This window comes from Pseudoalteromonas sp. 2CM41L (assembly GCF_023161905.1).
Taxonomy (GTDB): domain Bacteria; phylum Pseudomonadota; class Gammaproteobacteria; order Enterobacterales; family Alteromonadaceae; genus Pseudoalteromonas; species Pseudoalteromonas atlantica.
In genome coordinates this window covers 218,446-242,240 of the sequence record NZ_JALNTN010000004.1, presented here as the reverse complement: position 1 = coordinate 242,240, position 23,795 = coordinate 218,446, and the positions used below count along the sequence as shown (strand labels likewise).

Genomic DNA, 23,795 nt, shown 5'->3' with positions numbered 1-23,795 from the left:
GCTCCAATTAGAATACTAAGTCAACGCCGACAGCTACTACATCAGTGTCAATATCAGTTACGTCATCATCAAAACGACTAAAATCAATTTTAAATGCAGCCGATGGGTGGAAGTCGTATCGTGCACCAATGGTGTATACATTGCTTTGCGCGCGCATACTTTCTAATGCGTAATTTACAGTAGTGTTTAATAATGGAATTGACTCAAGCGTATTAAAACGTGATGAATCGTGTTTATCATCATTATTCTCATAAGTTACATGAACAGTTACATCATCGAATCGGTAACCTCCAGATACATAGTATTGTGACTGTTCAGCTAAAATACTGCCTTCCACTTCAAATTGAGTGTACTCAGCATCAAATAAGAAGTTGTCATAATCAACTGAGAAACCAATTCCGAAGAACGTGGTCTCATCCTCATCAGTTACAAGATCATTGGCGGTATCGGTCAACCCACTCGTGTTTAGCACATCGATAAGTTGAATTAGGTCGCTGTCATCAGAAGAGATTGAAGTATCAGCAACAATGTATGCGGCTCTCGCACTAAACCAGTCGTAAGAAACACTCCAGTTAACACCACCTAAGTTATTTAACTCAGCAGGTAAGCTATCTCCAAATACATCAATATCACCGTCGAAAGCGCCGTAAAAGCCTTGTAATGTAGAATCCCAGTCACCTAATTGGCTGTTATAAACTACGCTAAGTCCTTCATAAGTAGAAAAAGGAATACCGTACACAGATCTCGGTGGGCGAACCCAGCGATAAGCATAGCCAACGTCTAAAAAGTCAGAGTACTTGTAAAAAGGGACACGCATTTTACCAGCGCTTAATTGCAGTTCATCGCTGTATTCATAGGTAACATAGGCCCATTCGAATGTTGCGTCAAAGTCATCCTCTCCACGCGCAATAATTTGCGCTGTAGCTGTTAGCTTTTCTTGAAGGTCAGCAGAGAGTTGTAAGGCGAACTTACTCTCATTTTTAAATGAGATATCGTCATCATATCCGTATAAAGTTTGATCACTGTCTAGACTTTTGCCACCCACTATAGATGCAAAGCCATTTATACGAACTTCAGCACTCGTGTAACTAGATGCAAGCGCGGCACATATTGCTACTGCTACAGATAGCTTTTTCATATGTATTTCCTATTTGTTATTTAGATGTTGATTTCATGGGGATTATAGAAGTGATTTTAGTTTTTATCTAATAATTTTAGGAAGTTAGTTAAAAAAACTTTACCGACCGTGTTTTTCTTTTGGTTACAAATGTTAAATCATAGAAGCTATTATTTAAAGCAGTATGATTTTATTAGATATTTTTTATTTTGGTACTAAATGATGATTAAAGAGTGGAATACTATTTTATTAATATAAGCTTATTGCGCATATAAAAGCCTAAAAGCATTTGTCGTTATGCTACATCTTTAAGCTTAATTATTTACTTTATTAAGATTGGCTTGACACCATAACAAGGCCTGCTGCTTGTTTTTAACAGAAATTTTTTGATAAATTTTATGCAAATGTACACGAACTGTTGCTTCGCTAATAAATAAGTTGTCAGCAATGGCGCTGGAGTGTAGCCCTGAGAATAACAAGTTTAACACTTTTATTTCTTTGCTAGTTAAGTTGCTAGATTGTACCGCTGACTGCTTCTCAGTGGCTAGCATTTGCTTCATCCAACAATCAGAAATATCTCGTGGAAACCAGAGCTTCCCTTTTTCAATTGCCTCAAGGCCTTTTTGAAAATATTTTTCATCGGTATTTTCGTAAAATAACCCTTTTAGATTAGGCCACTCTTTCAAAGAAAGTGCATTGCAATTTTTAGGGACATCAAAAATAACTAACCCTTGTTGCTTATTCTGCGCCATAAATTGCGTAATTAAATCATGGGTAGTAATTATGTTAAGTGCTTGGTAGTTAACCAGTAAAATATTGTATTTCGCAGCTACGCAAAATAGCGAGGTGTAATCAGGGTTATTAAAACATTTAAGACTTTTATTACTAGTATTGTCTGATTCCATAACGATTCAATCCATAAGGTTGATAATTATACTATATTGTTATTTATTGCCGATTTCAATGAAGTTTAAAGCCGTTATTTGAAGCATCTATTTCTATAAAGAAAATTAGTTCACCTATATCTATTACACTGTTTTGCTATGTATTTGAATAGGTTGCTTAAAAGTGAGGCCTTATGGCCTGCCGTTATTATTTATAATGTAAGTAATATTATCCAACAATAATCAAAAATTATAATTAATTTGTACCTGTATGTTTATTAAATGAAAATTTTTATACATTTCTTCACAAATATGTAATATAATACCCTTCCAGAGGAAAGATGCTATTAGGCGTCTTTTTTTATGCCCAAAACTTATTGCCCAAGCCAATAAGTTCGCATAACTAAATTATACGGTATCCTTTGGAGAATATTTTGAAACTACGCAAACTCTCACAGTTAAGCCTCGCAATTGTCGCTGCACTAACTACCTCAGTAAATGCTGAAGAAGCTAAAACAACAGCAAAACAAGACGCGTTTGAAAAAATCGAAGTTACAGCTCGTAAACGTACAGAGAGCTTGTTTGAATCTCCAACCGCTATCACATCAATTGGTGCTAACCTAATTGATAAAGCCAATATGAGTAACCTAGAAGATATTGGTAAATACGTTCCAAACTTAAATATCACTCGCTACGGTGTAGGTAATGCGGCGCATGCCTCTGTGTTTATTCGTGGTATTGGTCTACAAGATCACATAATTACAACCGATCCGGGTGTAGGTGTTTATTTAGATGGTGTTTACTTAGGCCGTCAAATGGGGTCAAACTTATCGTTACCAAATGTAGAGCGTGTTGAAGTTCTACGTGGACCACAAGGTACATTATATGGTCGTAATACCTTAGGTGGCGCAGTAAATGTAATTACTAAGCAACCAGGTGATGAAGGGATTGTTTCAACTACAGCTAAAATTGGTAGCCGCGGACGTATTGCTGGCGATGTATACTTTAATAACTCGCTAACAGATGAAGTAAGTATGTCTGCAAGTGCATCATACAAAACGCGCGATGGTGTGGGTGAAGCTGTCAATTTAGCTAACCCAGAAAAAGAAATTGGTGAAGAAGAAGAGTTTAGCGGTCGCGTAGCCCTTAAATGGCAGGCCAATAGCGATTTAGCGTTTACTTTTTCACTTGACGGTGTTGATAACGAGTCGGGTCAATCGCCTTACACTATTGAGTTAACTGAGCCGCTTGATGCAAATGATGTGTTTAATGGTGACTTTCCTTTATTAACACAGGATATGATCCCATCTGACCCCGATGATTTAGGCACTACTGTTGCTGGTATTGAATCTACGTCTTACTCAGGGTGGGGTACGTCATTTACTGCTGATTGGGCAATTGATGATACGTACACGGCTAAATTTATTTCAAGTTACCGTACTTCTGAATACGAAGGTGGACTTGATGATGATGCCTCACCACTTAATTTATCTGAGTTCCCAGAAGAGGGTGGTGCAGACCAATACTCGTTTGAAATTCAACTAAATGCGACTTACGACAATATGGACTTTGTATCAGGTCTTTACTTCTTTAATGAAGATGGCTTTACACGTTCAGGTCCATTTGTATTTAGCCCATTCAATACTCCTAATGGCTTATTAAACGATGGTGTTACACCTTCATTTGGTGGCTATGGCGATTTTGAAATTAACCAAGAAACAAACTCATACGCTGTATATTTTAATACAAGTTACGATTTAACAGATGATTTAAGTATTGGCGGTGGCCTTCGATACTCAAAAGATGAGAAAGATGCCGATGCGATTTTCCCAACATTTGCTGAACGTAAATACGTAAGTGCAGAGTTTGACGCTGTAACATGGGATGTAAACGCATCATATCAAATCAGCAATAACATGAATGTATATGGTCAAATTCAAAAAGGTTACCAAACAGGCGGTTTCCCTCCACGTCCATTTGGTGGCCCCGATCAGTTTGTATCGTTTGATGAAACTAAAGCAATTAACTACGAAATGGGCTTAAAGGGCCAAGTACATGAAAATGTATCTATGATGTTAGCTGTATTTGTAACAGATTACACTGACCTTGCTTTACCATTTTCTGACCCTACTGCAGGCGGTGGTTTTGTAACGATTGTTGAGAATGCTGGTGAATCTAAAGCGCAAGGTATTGAGCTTGAAACTACCGTTGCCATTACAGACGATTTCACAATTCGCAGCTCTGTAGGTTACTTAGATTCTGAAATTACAGAAGTAGATGCAGGCGTACAAGGTATTGGTAAAGGTGATTCACCAGCATTAACACCACGTTGGACTGTAATGATTGCCCCTTCTTACTTTATGGATTTAGATAGCGGTGCAACCGTTGCATTTAACGCTAACTACTCTTTCAGAAGCGAAATGCAAGGCCAGTCGGTTTACAATGAAAGCGAGACTATTGATTCGCGTGAGTTAGTTGGTTTTAATATTTCTTACACTAACCCTTATGGCGATATGGAAGTAACCTTATACGGTGAAAACGTATTAAACGAGGTTTACGATGTAGGTCGTTTACAGCAGTCAGGTTTTGTTGGTGTAATGCGTAGTAATGACCGTAGCGAGTTTGGTTTAAAATTCAAAAAAGACTTTGAGCTTTAATAACCCGCAATGAGTTAATTAAAAGGTAAGCTTAGGCTTACCTTTTTTTTCGCCTGTAAAAAGAAAAACTTAGATCAACAGTGAATCCCTTTAGAACAAGCGCTATACAAGCATGCAGTGCAATTGCTATTGATATATTTAGTGTGGTGCGATGGCTAATCGCTAAGTATTAAAAAGTGCCACTGCCACCAAAAAAACCTATTTTTAGGCAATAAAAAAGCCCACAGAGAGGGCTTTTAAACAATCAACATAAGTTTAAATAAAAACCTCTGCCATTCTTATTTGTTAGATTCATTGTATTCACGCGTTAGTCTTGCGTGCTCACTTAAATCTGTCAGGCCAAGCTTTTCGTAGCTTTTTTCCATCATCTCAAGTGCAGGCTCTAAATAGCTGCTTTGCGAGTAATGCTCAACAACGTACTTACCACGATTAGCGGCCGCTAGGTAAGCTTCACGTTCGTAGTAGTAATTAGCCACTTTTAGCTCGTAACGCGCCATGCGGTTTAAAAGCCACACTAAGCGGCGTTTAGCCTCTGGTGCGTAATCACTTTTTGGAAAGCGTTTTACAAGCGTTGATAAATCGGTAAATGCAACACGTGTACGGTTTGCATCGCGGTCAGCTCTGTCTATGCCAAAATACTCTTGGAAGGCATTTTTATCTGCTTTAATGTTAACCAAGCCACGCATGTAGTACATGTAATCTAAATCTTTGTGGTTTGGGTTTAAACGAATAAAGCGATCAATGGTCGCTAATGCTTGTTCCGTATTACCTGATTGGTAATGGGCATACACTAAATCCATTTGTACTTGCTTTGAGAAAGGGCCAAATGGGTAGCGTGAATCAATAGCGGTTAACAGCTCAATTGCACGGGCGTATAAACCTGAGTCGAGCGTTTGTTTTGCATCTTCATACAAAGCGTGTGCAGATTTGTTAGGAACGCGTTGGATATCTTCTTGGTCAGGCGCAGAAGAACAGGCCCCTAAAGTAAGTACAGAAGCTGAAAAAACAATGGCGAATGCACGTTTCCCTATTTTATTTATCATTTTATTTGTTACCTTCGATGTCTTCGGCTAGGCCACGGCGGTAAAACCGAGTAAACTATGCGTATTATATTATGCTTTTATTAAAAGCGATTCTAACCCAGTCAGGCACAGCTTGCACTGGTAAATTGGGTAAAGTTACTAATGTCAGAACAAATTTCACTTCAAGCCGAGGTTCCTACCGAGTTAGGTGGTAAACGTCTAGACCAAGTATTAGCGCAATTGTTCCCTGATTATTCACGTTCACGTATAAAAACATGGATATTGGATGATAAAATCACCGTTGACGGTGAAATCTATAACACACCTCGAGAAAAACTACTCGGTGGTGAAGTTGTAAATGTTGAAACCAGCATTGAAGCACCACGCGAATACGAAGCACAAGATATCAAATTAAACATTGTTTATGAAGATGATGATATTTTGGTTATCAACAAACCTATGGGCCTAGTCGTTCACCCAGGTGCAGGTAACCCAGATGGCACAGTACTAAATGCATTGCTGCATCATTTTCCGGATATTATTAACGTACCGCGTGCTGGTATTGTGCACCGTCTAGATAAAGACACCACAGGCTTAATGGTGGTGGCTAAAACTATTCAGGCGCAAACACATTTAGTTAAAGCACTGCAAAAACGCGAAAACTTTACGCGTGAATACGAAGCTTTATGTAATGGTACTATGACCGCAGGTGGCATGGTTGAAAAGCCGATTGGCCGTCATCCAACGCAGCGTACACACATGGCAGTTCACGAAATGGGTAAGCCTGCTATTACACATTACCGTGTTGCTGAAAAATTCCGTGCTCATACACGTTTACGCCTTCGCCTAGAAACCGGCCGTACACACCAAATTCGTGTTCATATGGCGTATATAAACCACCCGTTAATTGGTGATAGAGCCTACGGCGGGCGTCCTCGTCCACCTAAAGGTGCTACGCCAGAGCTGTTTGAAATGTTACGTACATTTAATCGCCAAGCCTTACACGCAGTAAAATTGAGTATTGCGCACCCTATTACGGGCGAGATGATGACCTGGCAAGCGCCTATTCCAGATGACATGGTGGCAATGACTCAGGTGCTTAGAGAAGATACCAAAGCTAACCCTAACATAGAGTATTAATGGCTTTTTTGTCAGCACCTTGGCCTAATTTAACCTCGGTAGGTACGCTCAGTACCACACGAGAAGGCGGCGTGTCAAAGCCGCCTTTTAATAGCTTAAATTTAGGCCTACATGTTGATGATGATCCAGAGCATGTGCTAAAAAACCGTGCTTTGGTTGAGCAATCCCTGCCAAACCCGCCACTGTGGCTTAATCAAGTGCATAGTGGCGATGTGCTCTGCGTTGATGCAGATTTTAATTTTCAAACATTACACAGTGCTGATGCGTTGTATACAAAAGTTAAAAATCAGCCTCTTGCTATTATGAGTGCAGATTGCCTGCCTATTCTGTTTGCAAGTCATGATGGCCATGAAGTTGCAGCAGTGCATGGTGGTTGGCGCGGCCTTGAAAAAGGGATCATAAAAAATACGCTTGCCTGTTTTAGCGCGCCTAGTAAGCAAATATATGCGTGGCTTGGGCCTGCTATTGGTGCTGAGCAATTTGAAGTGGGCGCCGAGGTTGCTACGCGATTTATTGCAAAATCCTCGTTGTTTAAAGAGGCGTTTAAATTACAAAGCAATAATAAATACTTGTGCGATATTTACCTAATCGCTCGCATTGAGCTTGAGCAATTAGGCGTTATTAATATTAGCGGAGGCGATTATTGTACTGTTTCTCAGCCATCATTGTTTTTCTCTTATCGGCGAGAAGGTAAAACAGGACGTATGGCAAGTTTGATCTGGCGCAAATAAAACACTATTTCCCCACAATATTCTTCTTAACACCTTGAACAATTCTATTAACATACCCATTTATTAAGCAATTAGTTTATTAAATAGGTAAACCCTCATGCGTTTAGATAGATTCACAAGTAAATTTCAATCTGCGCTTTCAGATGCTCAGTCGCTAGCATTAGGGCGCGATCATCAATTTATTGAACCCGTACATTTAATGTATGCGCTTTTACAGCAAAATGGCTCTAGCGTGCGCGCCTTGCTTGCACAAGCAGGCGTGAGTGCGGATGAGCTCAACACCAAGCTTTCTCAAGAAATAGAAAAGCTGTTTAAAGTTGAAGGAGTAGGGGGCGACGTACAGCTTTCTAATAACATGGCTTCGCTTATTAACTTATGTGATAAGTACGCGCAAAAACGTAAAGATAAGTATATTTCGAGCGAATTATTTGTATTAGCGGCCTGTGACGACAAAGGCCCTTTAGGTGATATTTTTAGAGCGCTTAATATCACTGCAACTAAAATAGAAAGTGCTATAAAAGCAATTCGCGGTGGCCAAAAGGTCGATGACCCTAACGCCGAAGAAACCCGACAAGCACTTGAAAAATACACCATTGATTTAACCGAGCGCGCAGAGCAAGGTAAGCTCGACCCCGTTATTGGGCGAGATGACGAAATCCGTCGCACGATTCAAGTTTTGCAGCGCCGTACTAAAAATAACCCCGTGCTTATTGGTGAGCCAGGGGTAGGTAAAACGGCTATTGCAGAGGGGTTAGCGCAGCGCATTATAAATGGCGAAGTGCCAGAGGGCCTAAAAAGTAAGCGTGTTTTATCGCTAGATTTAGGCGCGCTGGTGGCGGGTGCTAAATACCGTGGTGAATTTGAAGAGCGTTTAAAATCGGTGCTCAACGAGCTGGCTAAAGAAGAAGGCCAAGTGATTTTATTTATTGATGAAATTCACACTATGGTGGGCGCAGGTAAAACCGATGGCGCTATGGATGCTGGCAATATGTTAAAGCCAGCGCTTGCTAGAGGGGAGCTACACTGTGTGGGCGCCACTACGCTTGATGAATACCGCCAATACATAGAAAAAGATGCCGCACTTGAGCGTCGTTTTCAAAAAGTATTGGTTGAAGAGCCCTCAGTTGAAGACACCATTGCCATTTTACGCGGCTTAAAAGAGCGCTACGAGTTACATCACTCGGTGGATATTACTGACCCGGCAATTGTCGCCGCTGCGCATTTATCGCACCGTTATATTAGTGACCGACAATTACCAGATAAAGCCATTGATTTAATTGACGAGGCTGGCTCTTCAATTCGTTTGCAAATAGATTCTAAGCCTGAGTCTTTAGATAAGCTTGAGCGCCGTATTATTCAATTAAAACTTGAAGATAACGCTTTAGCTAAAGAAAAAGACGATGCAAGCCAAAAGCGGCGCAGCGAAATGCAGCAGCTCATCACCGACTTAGAAGCGCAATACCGAGAGCTTGATGAAGTATGGAATGCAGAAAAAGCCTCGTTACAAGGCACGCAAGTAATTAAAGCTGAGCTTGAACAAGCGCGCCTTGATTTAGAGGTTGCCCGCCGAGCGAGCGATTTACAGCGTATGTCGGAGCTGCAATACGGAAGAATTCCAGAGCTTGAGCGAAAACTTGATTTAGCCTCGCAAGCTGAAATGCAAGAAATGAGCTTACTAAAAAACCAAGTAGGCGAGGACGAAATTGCAGAAATACTTTCTCGTTGGACCGGGATCCCAGTATCGCGGATGCTGCAAGGTGAGCGAGAAAAACTGTTAAAAATGGAAGAGCAACTTCACAGTAAAGTGATAGGGCAGGACGAAGCAGTTGTTGCGGTCGCGAATGCGATACGCCGCTCTCGTGCGGGGCTTGCCGATCCTAATCGACCAATAGGGTCATTTTTATTTTTAGGACCCACTGGGGTGGGTAAAACAGAGCTTACTAAAGCGCTTGCAGGTTTTATGTTTGATACAGAAGATGCCATGGTGCGTATCGACATGTCAGAGTTTATGGAAAAACACGCGGTAGCACGTTTAGTGGGCGCGCCTCCCGGTTATGTTGGTTACGAAGAAGGCGGTTATTTAACCGAAGCCGTTCGCCGTAAGCCTTATTCTGTAATTTTGCTTGATGAAATAGAAAAAGCGCACCCCGATGTATTTAATATTTTATTGCAAGTACTCGATGATGGCCGCCTTACTGATGGGCAAGGGCGTACGGTTGATTTTAAAAATACGGTTATTATTATGACCTCAAATTTAGGCTCAGATATTATTCAAGAGCAAGCGGGTAAAAACGACTACGCAACGCTTAAGAGCAAAGTTATGAATGTGCTCGTTAATGAATTTAGGCCAGAATTTATAAACCGTATTGATGAAACCGTCGTATTTCATCCACTTGCCAATGAGCATATTAAAGAAATTGCCGATATTCAGCTTGTTAAATTGCGTGAGCGTTTAACAGAAATGGGCTATTTACTAGAGATAAGTGATGCGGCGCTTGAAAAAATTGCCTCTAGCGGGTTCGACCCTGTTTACGGTGCTCGGCCATTAAAACGAGCTATTCAGCAAACAATTGAAAACCCACTGGCTCAGCAGCTATTAGGGGGAGAGTACAACCCTGGCGATATTGTCGTGATAGATGCAAATGAGCAGGGCCTGATTTTTTCAAAACGCTAATATAGACGCACAATAAGCCGCCAAGCAGGCGGCTTATTGCCTTGCTTTATACTTTAAATGTATAAAGTAGGTTGTTTACTTTTTGAGAGCCGGCAACTAATTCCGCGGCATCTTTAGCAACGTCAAAACTTAAAGCTAAGTTTTCGTTACTCACCTCTTTTATATTATCTACATTATTAGCAATATCATGGCTCACCATCTGCTGCTCCTCTGCAGCCGTCGATATACTGTTTGTAAGTAATGCTATTTCATTAATTTGATTGAATATACTATCGAGCTCTTGGTGTGTTTGCTCGGTTGTTTGTACGCAGCCCTCAGCTTGTAGTTTTGTACTTTGCATTACCTTTGACCAATTAACCAATGTATCCTGTATATCTTTAATCGAGCTGTGAATTTGCCCCGTAGCACTTTGCGTACGAGAAGAAAGAGCACGTACTTCATCAGCAACTACGGCAAAACCACGGCCATGCTCGGCTGCTCTTGCGGCTTCTATTGCTGCATTAAGCGCTAGTAAATTGGTTTGCTCAGCAATACCTTCTATCTCATTCATTACTTGGCCTATTTTATCTGCTTCCTGCGCGAGGTTATTAGCCGTATTGGCTGCATGATCTACGTGAGTTGCCAGCTCAGATACCATTTTTTTGTTATCAGCAATATGTTGTTTTATATCCGCGCAGCTGTGCTGAGTAGAATTAACTTTGTCGGCGGTAGTTGTTGTACTATTCGAAATCTCACCAATAGTGGCGGTCATTTGCGCCATAGCAGTGGCGATTTGTGTAAGCTGTGTGCTTTGTGCCTCAATGCCTTTTTCGGTGAGCGTCGATTTATCATCTAGGTTTTCAGCAATGTTATTAAAGGCATAGGTAGCATCTTTTACGCGCCCCAATACAGTTCTGAGCTTAGCAAGTAACATTTGCTCTTTATAGTCACTCACACTTAGCGGTGAGTTATCGCAAAAAACATAGCGCGAGATAGAGTCAGAATGCTGTTTATAGGTGTTTAATTTAGCAGGGGTTGCCACAAGCTCTTGATAATTTAAGGCCAAAATAAGCACGCAAATTAATACGTTGATAACCGCTGCCATGGCTGAAAAGGCAAACCCACTCATTATTAGCCAGCTAAATACAACGGCTAACGTAAGCATTTGGCGCAAGTGTGTGCGTTCGTTAAAATTAAAAGCGGCTTTACCGCTATTTAATTTTTCGTATAGTTTATAGGCTGTTAAAACATGTTTTTTATCTGGTTTTGTACGTACAGATTGATAGCCAACTAACTGATCACCTTCAAAAATAGGGGTTACAAATGCATCAACCCAGTAATAGCGCCCATCTTTACATCTATTTTTTACTATGGCGCGCCATGAGTGGCCGCTTTTTAGCGTACTCCACATTTCTTTAAATGCTGCTTTGGGCATATCTGGGTGGCGCACAATATTATGATTTTTACCAACCAGCTCCTGGGCACTAAAGCCTGCTACATCGCAAAATGCCTTATTTGCATACGTAATGACTCCTCGTAAATCGGTCGTGGATACCAATTGCTGAGCATCACTAAAGTGAACCTCTTCATTTATTAAGCTTTGATTATGACGCATGTTAGTTTTAACCATCCTTTTTAATTAACTTGTCATTGTATTGGGTAAACAAAAGGAGGTGAAGTAAAGGCGCTGCGCTAAATAAAATTGTCATCAAAATTGCGACTTTTTATGATCTATATCAAATACTGCGTTTAAAATGTTAAAGCTTATGAAGTGTAATCTATTAATTCAGGGTCTTTATGTTTGGGGCGTGAAGGTTTTTGGTGGCTGAATTTACAGCAGTATGTTTGGTTTTTAGGCAAGGGGTAAGAGCAGGACGCGAAAGCTTTGTTCGGTTTTTACTTATTCTTACATGGATGTAAGTCATAAGAATAACGCAGGGCAGTTATCGAGCCCATTAGGTTACAAATATCGCACCGCGATTGAATCGCCCTTAGTTTGGACAAATTTCAATTCACAAAGGCCCACACGCCCTAGCAAAGCGATTGTATATTAGCGTGAGCAGTGGCAAGATTAGCTTGCTGGTTGATGCTTATTGTATCAAGCGCATGCTCAACAGGGTAAATAGCTAAAAATTTTGAAAAATTATATTGTTCTTAACAATTTAATCTTGAGTATGGGCAATTAGCCCCCATAACCCTAAGATTAAGCCACGTGGCCGAGGAAGCATTTTTTGACTATACATGATTTATCTAGCGCGCTAAACGCGTTATCAGCAACACCGCATCAGCACGCAATTAAAGGGATCAAACGTGGTATTGAGCGAGAGTCGTTGCGTATTAAAGGTAATGGCGCCATTTCCACTTTAGGACATCCTAAAGGCGTAGGTAGTGCATTAACAAACGGACATATTACTACCGACTTTTCAGAGTCACTACTTGAATTTATTACCCCTGTTAGTGAATCAGCGACAGAAACCTTAGCGCAACTAAAAGACCTGCAAAAGTTTACACTTGAGCACATGGGTGATGAGCTTTTATGGCCCATCAGTATGCCATGCTTTATTGAAGATCAAGATGACATCGTACTGGCTCAATTTGGTAACTCAAATACTGCGCGTATGAAAACCCTATACCGTGAAGGATTAAAAAACCGTTACGGTAGTATGATGCAAGCGATTGCGGGTGTTCATTTTAATATTTCTTTTCCAGAAACACTTTGGCAATCTTTACACACCTTAAAGCAAAGTGAGCAAAGCCTAGAAGCATTTATTTCGGATGGTTATTTAGCGCTTATTCGTAATTTTAAACGCGAGCTTTGGTTAATTAGTTACTTATTTGGTGCCTCACCTGCATTATGTAATTCTTTTTTACAAGGGCGCAAAACTGACCTACCGTTTAAAAAGCTAGGTAAAGGCACACTTTATTTAGAAGTAGGAACCGCGCTACGCTTGGGTGATTTAGGTTACACCAACAGTGCGCAATCTTCATTACGCGTAATGTATAACTCGCTTGATGAGTACGTTGCTGGGCTTAAAAAAGCAATCAACACGCCTTCTGACTTATACGGCGATATTGATGACTACACCACAGCAACACCTAAGCAGCTTAATAAAAATATTCTGCAAATCGAAAACGAATTTTATTCGCCGATCCGCCCTAAACGTAATGCTAAAAGTGGTGAAAAACCAACGGATGCATTATTAAGAGCAGGCATTGAATATGTTGAAATTAGAGCGCTGGATGTAAACCCGTTTAGTGAAACGGGTATTGATATAGAGCAAATTCATTTTTTAGATGTGTTTTTAACGTATTGTTTGTTAAAAGACTCCCCAGAAATGCAGTGGAAAGAGCAAGCCCGCAGCACTGAGAATTTAGACACAGTGGTTAATCAGGGGCGTCAGTTAGGTGTTATGCTTAACGACAACAACCAACAGCGTACGTTACAAAGTTGGGGGAGAGAAATTTTTGACCAACTAAGAGAAGTCGCTGAGCATATGGATAAGGCGTATGGGGTGACCTATTACAGCGAAACCATCGCACAAATGGCTACTTGGGTTGATAACCCTGCGCTGACTTTTTCAGGGCGTTATGTGCGCGAGCTAGAAAGTGCGGGTATAGATAACGGTTTATTTGCTATTCAATTGGCTAATAAATATAAGCAAAGCCATGCGCACGCCAACTACAATGTGTTTTCTAAAGAATGGCTAGAGCAACAAGTTGTACTCTCGGATAAAGCGCGAGAAGAAATAGAGCGCGCCGACACGCTAAGCTTTACTGACTTTTTAGATGAATATTTTAATGCCAAAGCACCCGCTTAAGCTTTTTTAAGCAAAAAAAACGCAGCCCAAGGTGGCTGCGTAAATATTCTTCAGGGATGAAACAATGCTATACTGCTGCATTCATATACTCAGACCCACGCTTTTTTAAAAAGTTCAGTGAGATCTTATAAAAATGAAAAAAAATGCAATTATTTTATCTTTTGCCCTCTCTTTAGCTGGGTGTGCCACTGCGCCACCAAAGCAACCTAATGATCTTTGTAAAATTTTTGAAGAAAAGTCAGATTGGTACTTTGATGCAAAAGATGCACAAGAAAAATGGGGCTCACCTAAACATGTTCTTATGAGCATGATGTACCAAGAAAGTTCGTTTCGTCATGATGCCGCACCACCCATGGAGTATTTTTTATGGATAATTCCAACTGGGCGTGCCAGTGATGCTTACGGGTACTCACAAGCAAAAACTCCAACTTGGTCTGACTATATTCGTGAAACGGGTAACAGTGGGGCTGACAGAGATGATTTTGACGATGCAATCGACTTTATGGCATGGTTTGTTTATAAAACACATAAAGTAAATGGTATCTCTAAATGGGATGCTTACGCCCAATACTTAAATTATCACGAAGGGTGGGGCGGTTATAAGCGCGGTACCTATAAAAAGAAAAAGTGGCTAATGAGTGTTGCTAATAAAGTAAAACACCGCGCAAGCCGTTATGGTGCGCAGCTTAAACGTTGTGAAGAGGAGCTTGATAAAGGCTGGTTTGAGCGACTGCTTTTTGGCTAACTACATATATTAAAAGCAAAAAAAGGAGCCAAGGCTCCTTTTTTAATGCATTATTTACACTTACAACTTACGTTGATTTGGCTTAATTTTTACCTGTTTGATCATATTCTCTTTTACTTCTAACACCTCAACAGGGTAGCCGGCTATTTTAAGGCTTAAATTAGCATCTGGAATATCTTCTAGGTATTCCACAATTAAACCGCTGAGTGTTTTAGGGCCATCAAGAGGAAACTCCCAGCCCATCTCTTTGTTTAAGTCGCGCACGTTAGCGCCGCCATCAACAAGGTAAGAGCCATCGCTTTGTGTGGTCACTTCTTCACTTGGCGTACGTGTTTGCGTGGTAGTAAAATCGCCAACCACTTCTTCAAGAATATCCTCAAGGGTTACGAGACCTTGTATGTCGCCATATTCATCAACCACTATACCAATACGCTCTTTTGATTGTTGGAACTTTAATAGCTGGGTATTTAGGGACGTCCCCTCAGGAATAAAGTAAATCTCACGTACAGCACGCAATAATGACGGTTTATCAAATTGCTCTTTGGTTAAAAGACGAAGAGCGTCACGCGAATGGATAAAACCTACCGCGTCATCAATATTGTCGCGATAAAGCAATACACGGGTGTGCTGAGCATGAGTTAATTGGCGGCTAATGAGCTTCCAATCGTCGTTAATATCAATCGCCACTATTTCGTTACGAGGGATCATAATATCTTCAACGGTCACTTGCTCTAAGTCTAAAATAGAGGTCAGCATGCTTTGGTGACGAGCTGGCAGTAATGCGCCTGACTCATTCACCACTGTTTTAAGCTCTTCTTTACTCATGCTGTGCTCATCTATTTGTGCTGAGCTGATACCAAATAGACGTAAAATACCGTTGGTCATCCAGTTAACAACAACCACAAATGGGAATAGTATTTTGAGTAACCCTTTGAGAATAATAGAGCTTGGAAAGGCTACTTTTTCAGGGTACAACGCAGCAAGCGTTTTTGGGGTTACTTCTGCAAATATTAGTACCACTAGCGTTAACACACCGGTTGCAATACCAATACCTAAATCACCGTATAAACGAATACCAATGATTGTGGCTACCTGGGCAGCAGCGATATTTACAAGGTTGTTACCAATTAATATTAGGCCAATGAGTCTATCAGGACGGCTAAGTAATTTACTGACTCGTTTAGCTGCGCGATGTTCCTCTTTTGCAAGGTGGCGCAAGCGTATACGATTAATTGACATGATCCCGGTTTCTGAACCCGAGAAATAAGCAGAAAAAAGCACCAATAAACCTAAAATGATAAACAAGGTACTTGTCGATATGTCGTCCAACGATGGATCCTTTTTTTATAAACCAATGCGTATTAAGCTAGAGTGAGCTGACAGAGTCAAGTTAAAACTTATTTAACACCACTTCTTGTATAAAACGGCTGCCAAAATAAGCAAGTGTGAGGATAAATGCAGCGACCATGATGGTAATAACCACAGGTTTACCACGCCAGCCTTTTTTCATGTGCCCAAGCGCAACAGTGACAAAAATAACCCATGCGACAAGCGATAAAATGGTTTTATGGATAAATTCTTTTGCAAACATCCCATCTAAAAACACAAACCCTGTTAATAAGGCAAAGGTAAGTAACACCGTACCTAAGTTTAATAGTTGATAGAGCTGACGTTCTACCACCATTAATGGTGGCAAATGGCTGTGCACAATTGCTAAATCTTTACGTTTTAAGCGTTTATCAATAAAGTAAAACTGCACGCCGTATAAAGTGGCAATAATTAACACGCAATATGCTAACAGTGATAGCGATATATGTGTGATAAGGCCTATTTCAATATTAAAGCTTTGTAATAAAATATGGTGCGGTATAAACAAACTCGCAATGATGAGTAGGGCTGCAAAGCCATAGACAACCGGTAACAGTAATGTAGCAGGGAACTTTAACGACACCGCAGTCACCGACACCACAATAACCCAGCAGGTCAGCAGTGCAACATTAACAATACTTAAATCTTGCCCGTCGGAGCGAAACACCGAATTAACCAACAGCAGCATGTGCGCTAGTATAGCCACGGTACTTAAAATAACCGTTACCTTTTGGCTAGGACCTTGTTGATGAAACAGGCGTGTTAACACGTGAGACGTTGCTAACACATAAAATAAACTGGCAATAATAGTTAAACTAATAATCAGCATTGTGCTTGGGCCACTTATAATTAGAGTCAAATAATTCTTGTTGTTATAAGCACATTGTATTTTATAGCAAAGCAATTGCATAGACCTAAAAAAAGAAACTCAATAAGCTGTGCTTCAATACTGTATTGTGCGCCATCATTTACGGTATACTGTTTTTAATTGAAATTTAATACTATTGCTCCCATCTAATAAGTAAAATGCAAATAAGCGTGAGCTTATTGGGTCAATATAAACGTCTTATCGGAACCGTTACATGTTTGAGAACCTCCAAGAACGATTAGGTAAAACCTTAAAAAATATTAGTGGCCGCGGCCGTTTAACAGAAGACAACATTAAAGACACGCTACGTGAAGTACGTATGGCGTTTTTAGAAGCTGACGTTGCGCTGCCTGTTGTTCGCGAGTTTGTAAAGCAAGTTAAAGAACGTGCCGTAGGTGTTGAAGTAACTAAAAGCTTAAGCCCTGGCCAAGTATTTATAAAAATAGTGCGCGAAGAGCTTGAAAAAGCGATGGGTGAAGCCAACGAAGAGCTTAGCCTAAATGCACAGCCGCCAGCCGTTGTTATGATGGCTGGTTTACAAGGTGCGGGTAAAACAACCAGTGTTGGTAAGCTTGCTAAGTTTTTAAAAGAGCGTAAGAAAAAGTCAGTGCTAGTTGTTAGTGCCGATGTATACCGTCCGGCGGCTATTAAACAGCTTGAAACACTTGCCAGCGAAGTTGACGTGGATTTTTTCCCAAGTGATATTTCGCAAAAGCCAGTAGATATCGCCACCGCTGCTATTTCTCATGCTAAAAAGAAATTTATAGACGTAGTTTTAGTCGATACCGCCGGCCGTTTGCACGTAGATAACGAAATGATGGGCGAAATTAAAGACCTTCATAAAGCAATCAACCCAATCGAAACATTATTTGTGGTTGATGCAATGACGGGTCAAGATGCGGCGAATACCGCTAAAGCATTTGATGAAGCGCTACCTCTAACCGGTGTTATTTTAACTAAAACAGATGGTGATGCACGCGGTGGTGCTGCTTTATCTATTCGCCATATTACCGGCAAGCCAATTAAATTTATGGGTGTGGGTGAACGTACGGATGCACTAGAGCCGTTCCATCCAGATCGTATCGCATCGCGCATTTTAGGCATGGGGGATGTACTTTCATTAATCGAAGAAGTCGAAATGAAAGTCGATAAGGAAAAAGCAGCTAAGGTCGCCGAAAAAGTATTTAAAGGCAACGGCTTTACCCTTGATGATTTTGCAGAGCAATTAAAGCAAATGAAAAATATGGGTGGCATGATGTCGATGCTAGATAAGCTGCCTGGTATGCAAAACTTACCCGATGCTGTAAAAGGCCAAATGGGTGACAAAACCTTCATTCAAATGGAAGCAATCATCAGCTCTATGACCAAACAAGAGCGTGCGCGTCCTGAGATTATTAAAGGCTCTCGTAAAAAACGTATAGCCGCAGGCTCTGGTACACAGGTACAAGAGATAAATAAACTGCTAAAACAGTTTACGCAAATGCAAAAAATGATGAAAAAAATGAAAGGTAAAGGCGGCATGCAAAAAATGATGCGCGGCATGAAAGGCATGTTACCACCTGGAATGATGGGTGGCGGTGGCCCTAAATTTTAATGTAGCGCTTAAATAGCCGCTATATAATGTATAACAAAAGGGCTAATTGGCCCTTTTTTGTTGAATAAATTATGCGCGTGGTGCATGATAATCTATTAATTGTGGCTCAGATCACAGTTTAACCTACTAAAGTGGCTTTTTGCTTCACTTCTTACTTGCATTGTTGCTAAAAACTCGTACAATTCCCCAGCTCCCCATACTGGGGAGTAAATCTTATTAATGAAAACAGTCAATCTATTTAGAGGACGGTATGGTAACTATTCGTTTGCAACGTGGTGGCGCTAAAAAACGCCCTTTCTATCAAATTGTGGTTGCGGATAGCCGTTTCTCGCGTGACGGTCGCTTCATCGAGAAAATTGGTTTCTTTAACCCAATTGCTTCAGGTCAAGAAGAAAAACTTCGTTTAGATTTACCTCGTGTTGATCACTGGGTAGGTCAGGGCGCAGGTCTTTCTGATCGTGTAGCTAAGTTAGTTAAAGACGCTCGTAAAGCGGCTTAATAGGCGTAAGTGTAACCATGAGTCAAGAGAACACCTCATCAATTATTGTCGTAGGAAAGCTCGGTGCCCCATATGGTATAAAGGGCTGGCTTAAGGTACATTCATTTACTGATGATCCCCAAGGGATCTTCGATTTCAGCCCGTGGTTGATAGGGCAACAAGGTAAATGGCAGACCTTAGAAGTGGTCGACTGGCGTCGCCACAACAAAGGCTTTATCGCTAAAATTGCGCAAGTAAACGACAGAGACGAAGCAATGGCTTATACCCATGCAGAAATATCTGTTGATTCAGCGCAATTACCAGAACTCCCGCAAGGCGAGTTTTATTGGCGAGATCTCATTGGCATGTCGGTTGTAACTGATAAAGGTTACAATTTAGGCACTGTTGATGACCTGATGGAGACAGGATCGAATGACGTACTGGTTGTTAAGGCAAACAGTAAAGATGCATTTGGTCAAGCTGAGCGTTTGATTCCTTTTTTAACTGATTCAGTAATTAAAGAAGTTAAATACGAAGCGAGAGAAATTACCGTAGACTGGGATCCTGGGTTTTAATGACTCAAACTAGTTCATTATGGGTAGGGGTGATAAGCCTTTTCCCAGACATGTTTGATGCTATTACACACCAAGGTGTCACTGGTCGCGCAGTGAAAAATGGCTTAATTGACTTTAACTGCTGGAATCCACGTGACTATGCTTTAGATAAGCACAGAACCGTAGATGACCGTCCTTATGGGGGCGGCCCAGGTATGTTAATGATGGTTGAACCATTAAAACAAGCCATTCTTGACGCTAAAAAAGCGGCAGGTGATGGCGCAAAAGTAATTTATATGTCCCCGCAAGGGCGCAAATTAGATCAGCAAGGGGCTAGCGAACTCGCAAACTCTGAAAAGCTGATTTTGATTGCCGGTCGCTATGAAGGTATAGACGAGAGAATAATAGAGTCATACGTTGACGAAGAATGGTCAATTGGTGATTTTATTTTGAGTGGTGGTGAATTACCTGCCATGACATTAATTGATGCAGTAGCGCGATTAGTGCCAGGCGTGTTAGGTCATAACCAGTCAGCAGAGCAAGACTCATTTTCGGATGGCTTGCTAGATTGTCCTCACTATACACGGCCAGAAACATTGGACGACAAACAGGTGCCTGCTGTACTACTCAGTGGAAACCACCAAGAGATTGCAAAATGGCGGCTTAAGCAGTCATTAGGCAGAACTTGGCTACGACGTCCTGACTTGTTGCATAACCTAGCTCTGACTGAGGAGCAAGCGGTATTACTCGCACAATTTCAGCAAGAGTACCAAAAAGCTTGTGGCTAGAAGACAGTTACACCTAGGAAAGTGAGAAACATAATGGCAAAAGTAAACCAAAATATTATTAAAGCGCTTGAAGAAGAGCAGCTTAAAACAGACGTACCAGCATTCGGCGCTGGTGATACAGTAGTTGTACAGGTACGTGTAAAAGAAGGTAACAAAGAGCGTCTACAGGCCTTTGAAGGTGTTGTAATCGCTAAGCGTAATCGTGGTCTTCACTCAGCATTCACAGTTCGTAAAATTTCGAGCGGTGAAGGTGTTGAGCGTGTATTCCAAACGCACAGCCCTCTTATTGATAGCGTAACAGTTAAGCGTCGCGGTGCGGTTCGTCGTGCTAAGCTTTACTACCTACGTGAGCGTTCTGGTAAATCTGCACGTATTAGAGAAAAACTTAACTAATACGCGCTGTTTATCAACGCAAAGAAAACGGGTTGCAGCCTCACGGTTGCAACCCGTTTTGGTTTTTAAGCATTAAATAATATACTACCTCTTCACAAAAGCACCCCTCTGTATTAAGTAATCTTCACTCGCCTTACTACATTAGCCTTTTAACCCATACTTGATCCTGTTAGTATTTAACGTATTGATTAGTTTACTTAAATGTAAATATATATTTACGAAATGAGTTGTTTATAGGTGGAATGAGAAACGTGGCTGAATTAAGTGATTTATCACAATTACGAGATGGCATTGATGAATGCGATGCGCAATTAGTTGCTTTACTTGCAAAGCGAAATGCAATAACCCAAAAAATTGGTGCTATAAAGCAGCAAAATGGCGCCCCCCTTCATGCCCCTGAAAGAGAAGCTGCTTTGCTCGCTGCTCGTCGTGATGAAGCGATTAAACAAGGAGTCAGCCCTGAACTTGTTGAAGACATATTAAGGCGCATGATGCGCGAAGCCTATCAAAACCAACAAGCTAAACTTGCCTGTGCCGCCCCTGATTTATCACCTATTGTAATTGTAGGTGGGCAAGGGGCAATGGGCCAGTTATTTGCTCAGCAGTTTATTCGTTCAGGTTATGAAGTTAAGATTTTAGATAAAGATCAGCAAAACGATGCTAAAGCCATTTTAGCTGGCGCAAAATTAGTGATGATCAGTGTGCCTATCAATGCACTTGAGGCCGTTGTTGCTAAGCTACCTAAACTTGATGATGACTGTTTGCTTGTTGATATTACCTCAGTTAAGCAATCACCCATTAAGGCATTAAAGGCGGCGCACTCTGGGCCTGTTGTTGGCCTGCACCCTATGTTTGGCCCTGATATTTCTCACTGGGTTAAACAAACCGTTGTTGTGTGTGAAGGCCGAGCGCATGATGCTGCAAAAGGCTTACTGCAGCAGTTGAAAGTATGGGGTTGCCAACTTGTTGAGCTAGATGCTAAAAAGCATGATGAAGCTATGCAAATAATACAAGTAATGCGCCACTTAACGACCTTTGTTTATGGGCAGTTTTTAGCAAAGCAAAGCCATACGCTTGAGGAACTAAGAAGCTGCTCGTCTCCTATTTATCAGTTAGAGCTGATGATGGTAGGGCGCTTATTTGCGCAATCTCCTGAGTTATATTCAGATATAATGTTGGCCCAGTTTGATAATGTTGAGAGTTTATTAGCGCAATACCAAGAGACCTTTGCACAAACTCTTGAAAAGCTAAAAGCGGGAGATAAAGGCGCACTCATCGATGCATTTGCTGATGCTAAAGCGTATTTTTCAGACTCTACCGCGCACTTTTTGACGCAAAGCCGTAGCCTGCTAAATAAAGCAAATGACGCCAAGGTATTAGATTAAAAGGGTTAAAAATGTGTAGTTACTTAAGCTATACGTTGAAAGCATTTTAAATGAGCGATTAAAAAAGGGCCTACTTAGGCCCTTTTTAGTATTTGCGTGTTAGGTTAGGTATTAACACTCACAGCTTGTAAAGACTCACTTTGATAACAGCCTAAAACGCGCACATATTGAGTATGCTCTTTTAGCTCCTCTAAGGCATGTTGCACTTGGCTATCGGCAAGGTTTGCTTCTAAGTCTACATAAAACACTTCTTCCCACGGGTTACCCGGTACAGGACGAGACTCTAGTTTAACTAAGTTGATTTGATGTTGTTTAAACACCATTAACGCATCAGCCAATGAACCTGCTTGTTGCTTAGTAGCCATAATAAGGCTGGTTTTAGTCGGTATTTGTTTAGATACCTGCAGAGGTTTGCGCGCCACCACGATAAAGCGGCTGTGGTTTTCACTTTGATTCGCAAGGTTTGATTTAATCACTTCAAGACCAACGTTTTTACCTGCCTGCGCTGAGCCAATGGCCGCACTATTTGGCGTATTTAAAGCTGATTGTAGAGCACTTGAGGTTGAATCACAGGTTTCATGTTGTAAATCACCAAGGCCTTGTAAAAAACGACTACATTGAGCAAATGGCTGAGGATGGGCATAAATTTTAGTTAATTGGCTTAATTCAGTATCTGGGGTAGCAAGTAAGCAGTGCTCTACACTGTGTGTAACTTCACCTACAATTGATACTTGAGCATGTTGTAATAAATCAAATACTTCGTTAATACTGCCCGAGCTGGTGTTTTCTATAGGCAGCAAACCAAAATCTGCTTGGCCATTTTCTACTTTGCCCGTAATTTCATCAAACGAGGTACAGCCAATTTCGACTAACTTACCAGGGCGGCGGCTAAAGTATTTATGACATGCTAGTTGACTGTACGAGCCTTGCCCGCCTAAGTAAGTAACCCGATGTGTTTCGCTTAATGCATCGGGGTTTAAGTTTTTTTGCAGCATGGCCTGTTGATGCAGCACAGAGTCTTCCAAAATGGTTTGAAAAACGTTATTTACATAATACGCATCTAGACCAAGCGACTTGCCATAACCAATCAGCTTTTCGAGTAAGGCTAGTTCGCGCGCTTCATCACGAATTGGTTTGTTATTCGCAATTTTATACTCAACAACACCGTGGCTAATACGGCGGCGCTTAGCTAATAACACCAATAGATCGGAGTCTATTTCGTTAATATCGTGTCTGAGCGCGTTTAAAACATCGTTGGTCATTTTGGTTTCCTCATTCCAAAAATAAGTTGCTTAGCGCAACTAAAACAAAAAAGCCTCCCAAGTGGGAGGCTTTGCTATTCGATTGATTTTATCTCACAAACAGTTCAGCCTCTTTTATATAAAGAAGCTAAAAAAAGAAAAAAAAGTGCAAGATAAGATAATTTTCATGCTGTTAATGTATGAGGTGTTACTAGCAAAGTCAACAAGCAAGCCAGTTTAAATAGACATAATGAATAATTATCAGCTCCTAGCTAACATTTAGATAAAATTTACAAATAGTTTATAAATATGAATAGGGATCTGGTATATTTCAGGTATTAGCTAAAAATAACAACAAC

Annotated in this window: 19 protein-coding genes; 12 read left to right on the top strand and 7 right to left on the bottom strand. The window is 40.9% G+C overall.

All coding sequences use genetic code 11. The features are described 5' to 3' along the window. Window positions 1-7: 7 nt before the first annotated feature. Together MTF64_RS07890 and MTF64_RS07885 are read right to left on the bottom strand one after the other, a co-directional pair. Window positions 8-1,138 (bottom strand): porin, encoded by a 1,131-nt coding sequence (locus tag MTF64_RS07890; protein WP_096739942.1) that lies wholly within the window; start codon window positions 1,136-1,138, stop codon window positions 8-10. A 293-nt stretch (window positions 1,139-1,431) separates the two neighbouring features. Continuing rightward, window positions 1,432-2,022: a LuxR C-terminal-related transcriptional regulator gene (locus MTF64_RS07885; protein WP_096739941.1), complete on the bottom strand. Its 591-nt coding sequence runs from the start codon at window positions 2,020-2,022 to the stop codon at window positions 1,432-1,434. A gap of 413 nt (window positions 2,023-2,435) precedes the next feature. Here MTF64_RS07885 and MTF64_RS07880 point away from each other — a divergent pair, with 413 nt between their 5' ends. Continuing rightward, a complete protein-coding gene (locus tag MTF64_RS07880; protein WP_029773462.1) occupies window positions 2,436-4,658 on the top strand; it encodes a TonB-dependent receptor in 2,223 nt (740 codons plus the stop codon). Between the two features lie 278 nt (window positions 4,659-4,936). Here MTF64_RS07880 and MTF64_RS07875 read toward each other — a convergent pair whose 3' ends face one another. Next, window positions 4,937-5,701, bottom strand: coding sequence for an outer membrane protein assembly factor BamD (locus tag MTF64_RS07875; RefSeq protein ID WP_024031852.1), 765 nt, complete (start codon window positions 5,699-5,701; stop codon window positions 4,937-4,939). A gap of 141 nt (window positions 5,702-5,842) precedes the next feature. Between MTF64_RS07875 and rluD the strand changes: the two genes are divergently transcribed. The 3 genes from rluD (at window position 5,843) to clpB (ending at window position 10,225) form a co-directional block, all read left to right on the top strand. Then, on the top strand, window positions 5,843-6,820 hold the full coding sequence (rluD, locus tag MTF64_RS07870) for a 23S rRNA pseudouridine(1911/1915/1917) synthase RluD (RefSeq protein WP_004587336.1): 978 nt from the start codon (window positions 5,843-5,845) through the stop codon (window positions 6,818-6,820). Further along, the gene (pgeF, locus tag MTF64_RS07865; protein WP_055253021.1) at window positions 6,820-7,551 is read left to right on the top strand and encodes a peptidoglycan editing factor PgeF; all 732 of its coding nucleotides are present in this window, start codon (window positions 6,820-6,822) and stop codon (window positions 7,549-7,551) included. The genes rluD and pgeF overlap by 1 nt, the downstream gene beginning before the upstream one ends. A gap of 97 nt (window positions 7,552-7,648) precedes the next feature. Next, window positions 7,649-10,225, top strand: a complete 2,577-nt coding sequence (gene clpB / locus MTF64_RS07860) for an ATP-dependent chaperone ClpB (RefSeq protein WP_248451064.1) — start codon at window positions 7,649-7,651, stop codon at window positions 10,223-10,225. A 46-nt stretch (window positions 10,226-10,271) separates the two neighbouring features. Here the strand turns inward: clpB and MTF64_RS07855 are convergent, their stop codons facing one another. Next, complete coding sequence (locus MTF64_RS07855; protein WP_248451063.1) at window positions 10,272-11,819, bottom strand: methyl-accepting chemotaxis protein; 1,548 nt, start codon at window positions 11,817-11,819, stop codon at window positions 10,272-10,274. A gap of 616 nt (window positions 11,820-12,435) precedes the next feature. Between MTF64_RS07855 and gshA the strand changes: the two genes are divergently transcribed. Both gshA and MTF64_RS07845 read left to right on the top strand, forming a co-directional pair. After that, complete coding sequence (gene gshA, locus MTF64_RS07850) at window positions 12,436-14,022, top strand: glutamate--cysteine ligase (protein ID WP_248451062.1); 1,587 nt, start codon at window positions 12,436-12,438, stop codon at window positions 14,020-14,022. A 133-nt stretch (window positions 14,023-14,155) separates the two neighbouring features. Then, window positions 14,156-14,767 (top strand): transglycosylase SLT domain-containing protein, encoded by a 612-nt coding sequence (locus MTF64_RS07845; protein WP_024031857.1) that lies wholly within the window; start codon window positions 14,156-14,158, stop codon window positions 14,765-14,767. 60 nt (window positions 14,768-14,827) lie between these two features. Here MTF64_RS07845 and MTF64_RS07840 read toward each other — a convergent pair whose 3' ends face one another. Both MTF64_RS07840 and ccsA read right to left on the bottom strand, forming a co-directional pair. Continuing rightward, the gene (locus MTF64_RS07840; protein ID WP_004587330.1) at window positions 14,828-16,096 is read right to left on the bottom strand and encodes a CNNM domain-containing protein; all 1,269 of its coding nucleotides are present in this window, start codon (window positions 16,094-16,096) and stop codon (window positions 14,828-14,830) included. Window positions 16,097-16,157: 61 nt separating this feature from the next. After that, window positions 16,158-16,964: a cytochrome c biogenesis protein CcsA gene (gene ccsA / locus MTF64_RS07835; RefSeq protein WP_248451061.1), complete on the bottom strand. Its 807-nt coding sequence runs from the start codon at window positions 16,962-16,964 to the stop codon at window positions 16,158-16,160. A 253-nt stretch (window positions 16,965-17,217) separates the two neighbouring features. Between ccsA and ffh the strand changes: the two genes are divergently transcribed. From ffh to tyrA, 6 genes are all read left to right on the top strand, one after another. Next, window positions 17,218-18,597, top strand: a complete 1,380-nt coding sequence (gene ffh / locus MTF64_RS07830) for a signal recognition particle protein (protein ID WP_024031859.1) — start codon at window positions 17,218-17,220, stop codon at window positions 18,595-18,597. A 250-nt stretch (window positions 18,598-18,847) separates the two neighbouring features. Further along, window positions 18,848-19,096: a 30S ribosomal protein S16 gene (rpsP, locus tag MTF64_RS07825; RefSeq protein ID WP_004587327.1), complete on the top strand. Its 249-nt coding sequence runs from the start codon at window positions 18,848-18,850 to the stop codon at window positions 19,094-19,096. 17 nt (window positions 19,097-19,113) lie between these two features. Then, window positions 19,114-19,650, top strand: a complete 537-nt coding sequence (gene rimM / locus MTF64_RS07820) for a ribosome maturation factor RimM (protein WP_004587326.1) — start codon at window positions 19,114-19,116, stop codon at window positions 19,648-19,650. Next, window positions 19,650-20,417 carry a tRNA (guanosine(37)-N1)-methyltransferase TrmD gene (trmD, locus tag MTF64_RS07815; protein ID WP_004587325.1) on the top strand — a complete coding sequence of 256 codons (768 nt, stop codon included), beginning with the start codon at window positions 19,650-19,652 and terminating at the stop codon, window positions 20,415-20,417. Before rimM ends, trmD begins: the two co-directional genes overlap by 1 nt. A 33-nt stretch (window positions 20,418-20,450) precedes the next feature. Next, window positions 20,451-20,810, top strand: coding sequence for a 50S ribosomal protein L19 (rplS, locus tag MTF64_RS07810; RefSeq protein WP_004587324.1), 360 nt, complete (start codon window positions 20,451-20,453; stop codon window positions 20,808-20,810). A gap of 251 nt (window positions 20,811-21,061) precedes the next feature. Then, window positions 21,062-22,195, top strand: coding sequence for a bifunctional chorismate mutase/prephenate dehydrogenase (tyrA, locus tag MTF64_RS07805; protein WP_248451060.1), 1,134 nt, complete (start codon window positions 21,062-21,064; stop codon window positions 22,193-22,195). Between the two features lie 104 nt (window positions 22,196-22,299). Here the strand turns inward: tyrA and MTF64_RS07800 are convergent, their stop codons facing one another. Further along, the gene (locus tag MTF64_RS07800; RefSeq protein ID WP_054982179.1) at window positions 22,300-23,457 is read right to left on the bottom strand and encodes a chorismate mutase; all 1,158 of its coding nucleotides are present in this window, start codon (window positions 23,455-23,457) and stop codon (window positions 22,300-22,302) included. Window positions 23,458-23,795 lie beyond the last annotated feature (338 nt).

Bases quoted from the DNA above. Each gene is read 5' to 3' on its own strand.
- MTF64_RS07890 (WP_096739942.1), bottom strand. From the start codon at position 1,138: ATGAAAAAGCTATCTGTAGCAGTAGCAATATGTGCCGCGCTTGCATCT.
- rluD (WP_004587336.1), top strand. From the start codon at position 5,843: ATGTCAGAACAAATTTCACTTCAAGCCGAGGTTCCTACCGAGTTAGGT.
- MTF64_RS07800 (WP_054982179.1), bottom strand. From the start codon at position 23,457: ATGACCAACGATGTTTTAAACGCGCTCAGACACGATATTAACGAAATA.
- rplS (WP_004587324.1), top strand. From the start codon at position 20,451: ATGGCAAAAGTAAACCAAAATATTATTAAAGCGCTTGAAGAAGAGCAG.
- MTF64_RS07885 (WP_096739941.1), bottom strand. From the start codon at position 2,022: ATGGAATCAGACAATACTAGTAATAAAAGTCTTAAATGTTTTAATAAC.
- MTF64_RS07855 (WP_248451063.1), bottom strand. From the start codon at position 11,819: ATGCGTCATAATCAAAGCTTAATAAATGAAGAGGTTCACTTTAGTGAT.
- MTF64_RS07845 (WP_024031857.1), top strand. From the start codon at position 14,156: ATGAAAAAAAATGCAATTATTTTATCTTTTGCCCTCTCTTTAGCTGGG.
- rpsP (WP_004587327.1), top strand. From the start codon at position 18,848: ATGGTAACTATTCGTTTGCAACGTGGTGGCGCTAAAAAACGCCCTTTC.
- trmD (WP_004587325.1), top strand. From the start codon at position 19,650: ATGACTCAAACTAGTTCATTATGGGTAGGGGTGATAAGCCTTTTCCCA.
- ffh (WP_024031859.1), top strand. From the start codon at position 17,218: ATGTTTGAGAACCTCCAAGAACGATTAGGTAAAACCTTAAAAAATATT.
- ccsA (WP_248451061.1), bottom strand. From the start codon at position 16,964: ATGCTGATTATTAGTTTAACTATTATTGCCAGTTTATTTTATGTGTTA.
- pgeF (WP_055253021.1), top strand. From the start codon at position 6,820: ATGGCTTTTTTGTCAGCACCTTGGCCTAATTTAACCTCGGTAGGTACG.
- clpB (WP_248451064.1), top strand. From the start codon at position 7,649: ATGCGTTTAGATAGATTCACAAGTAAATTTCAATCTGCGCTTTCAGAT.
- rimM (WP_004587326.1), top strand. From the start codon at position 19,114: ATGAGTCAAGAGAACACCTCATCAATTATTGTCGTAGGAAAGCTCGGT.
- MTF64_RS07875 (WP_024031852.1), bottom strand. From the start codon at position 5,701: ATGATAAATAAAATAGGGAAACGTGCATTCGCCATTGTTTTTTCAGCT.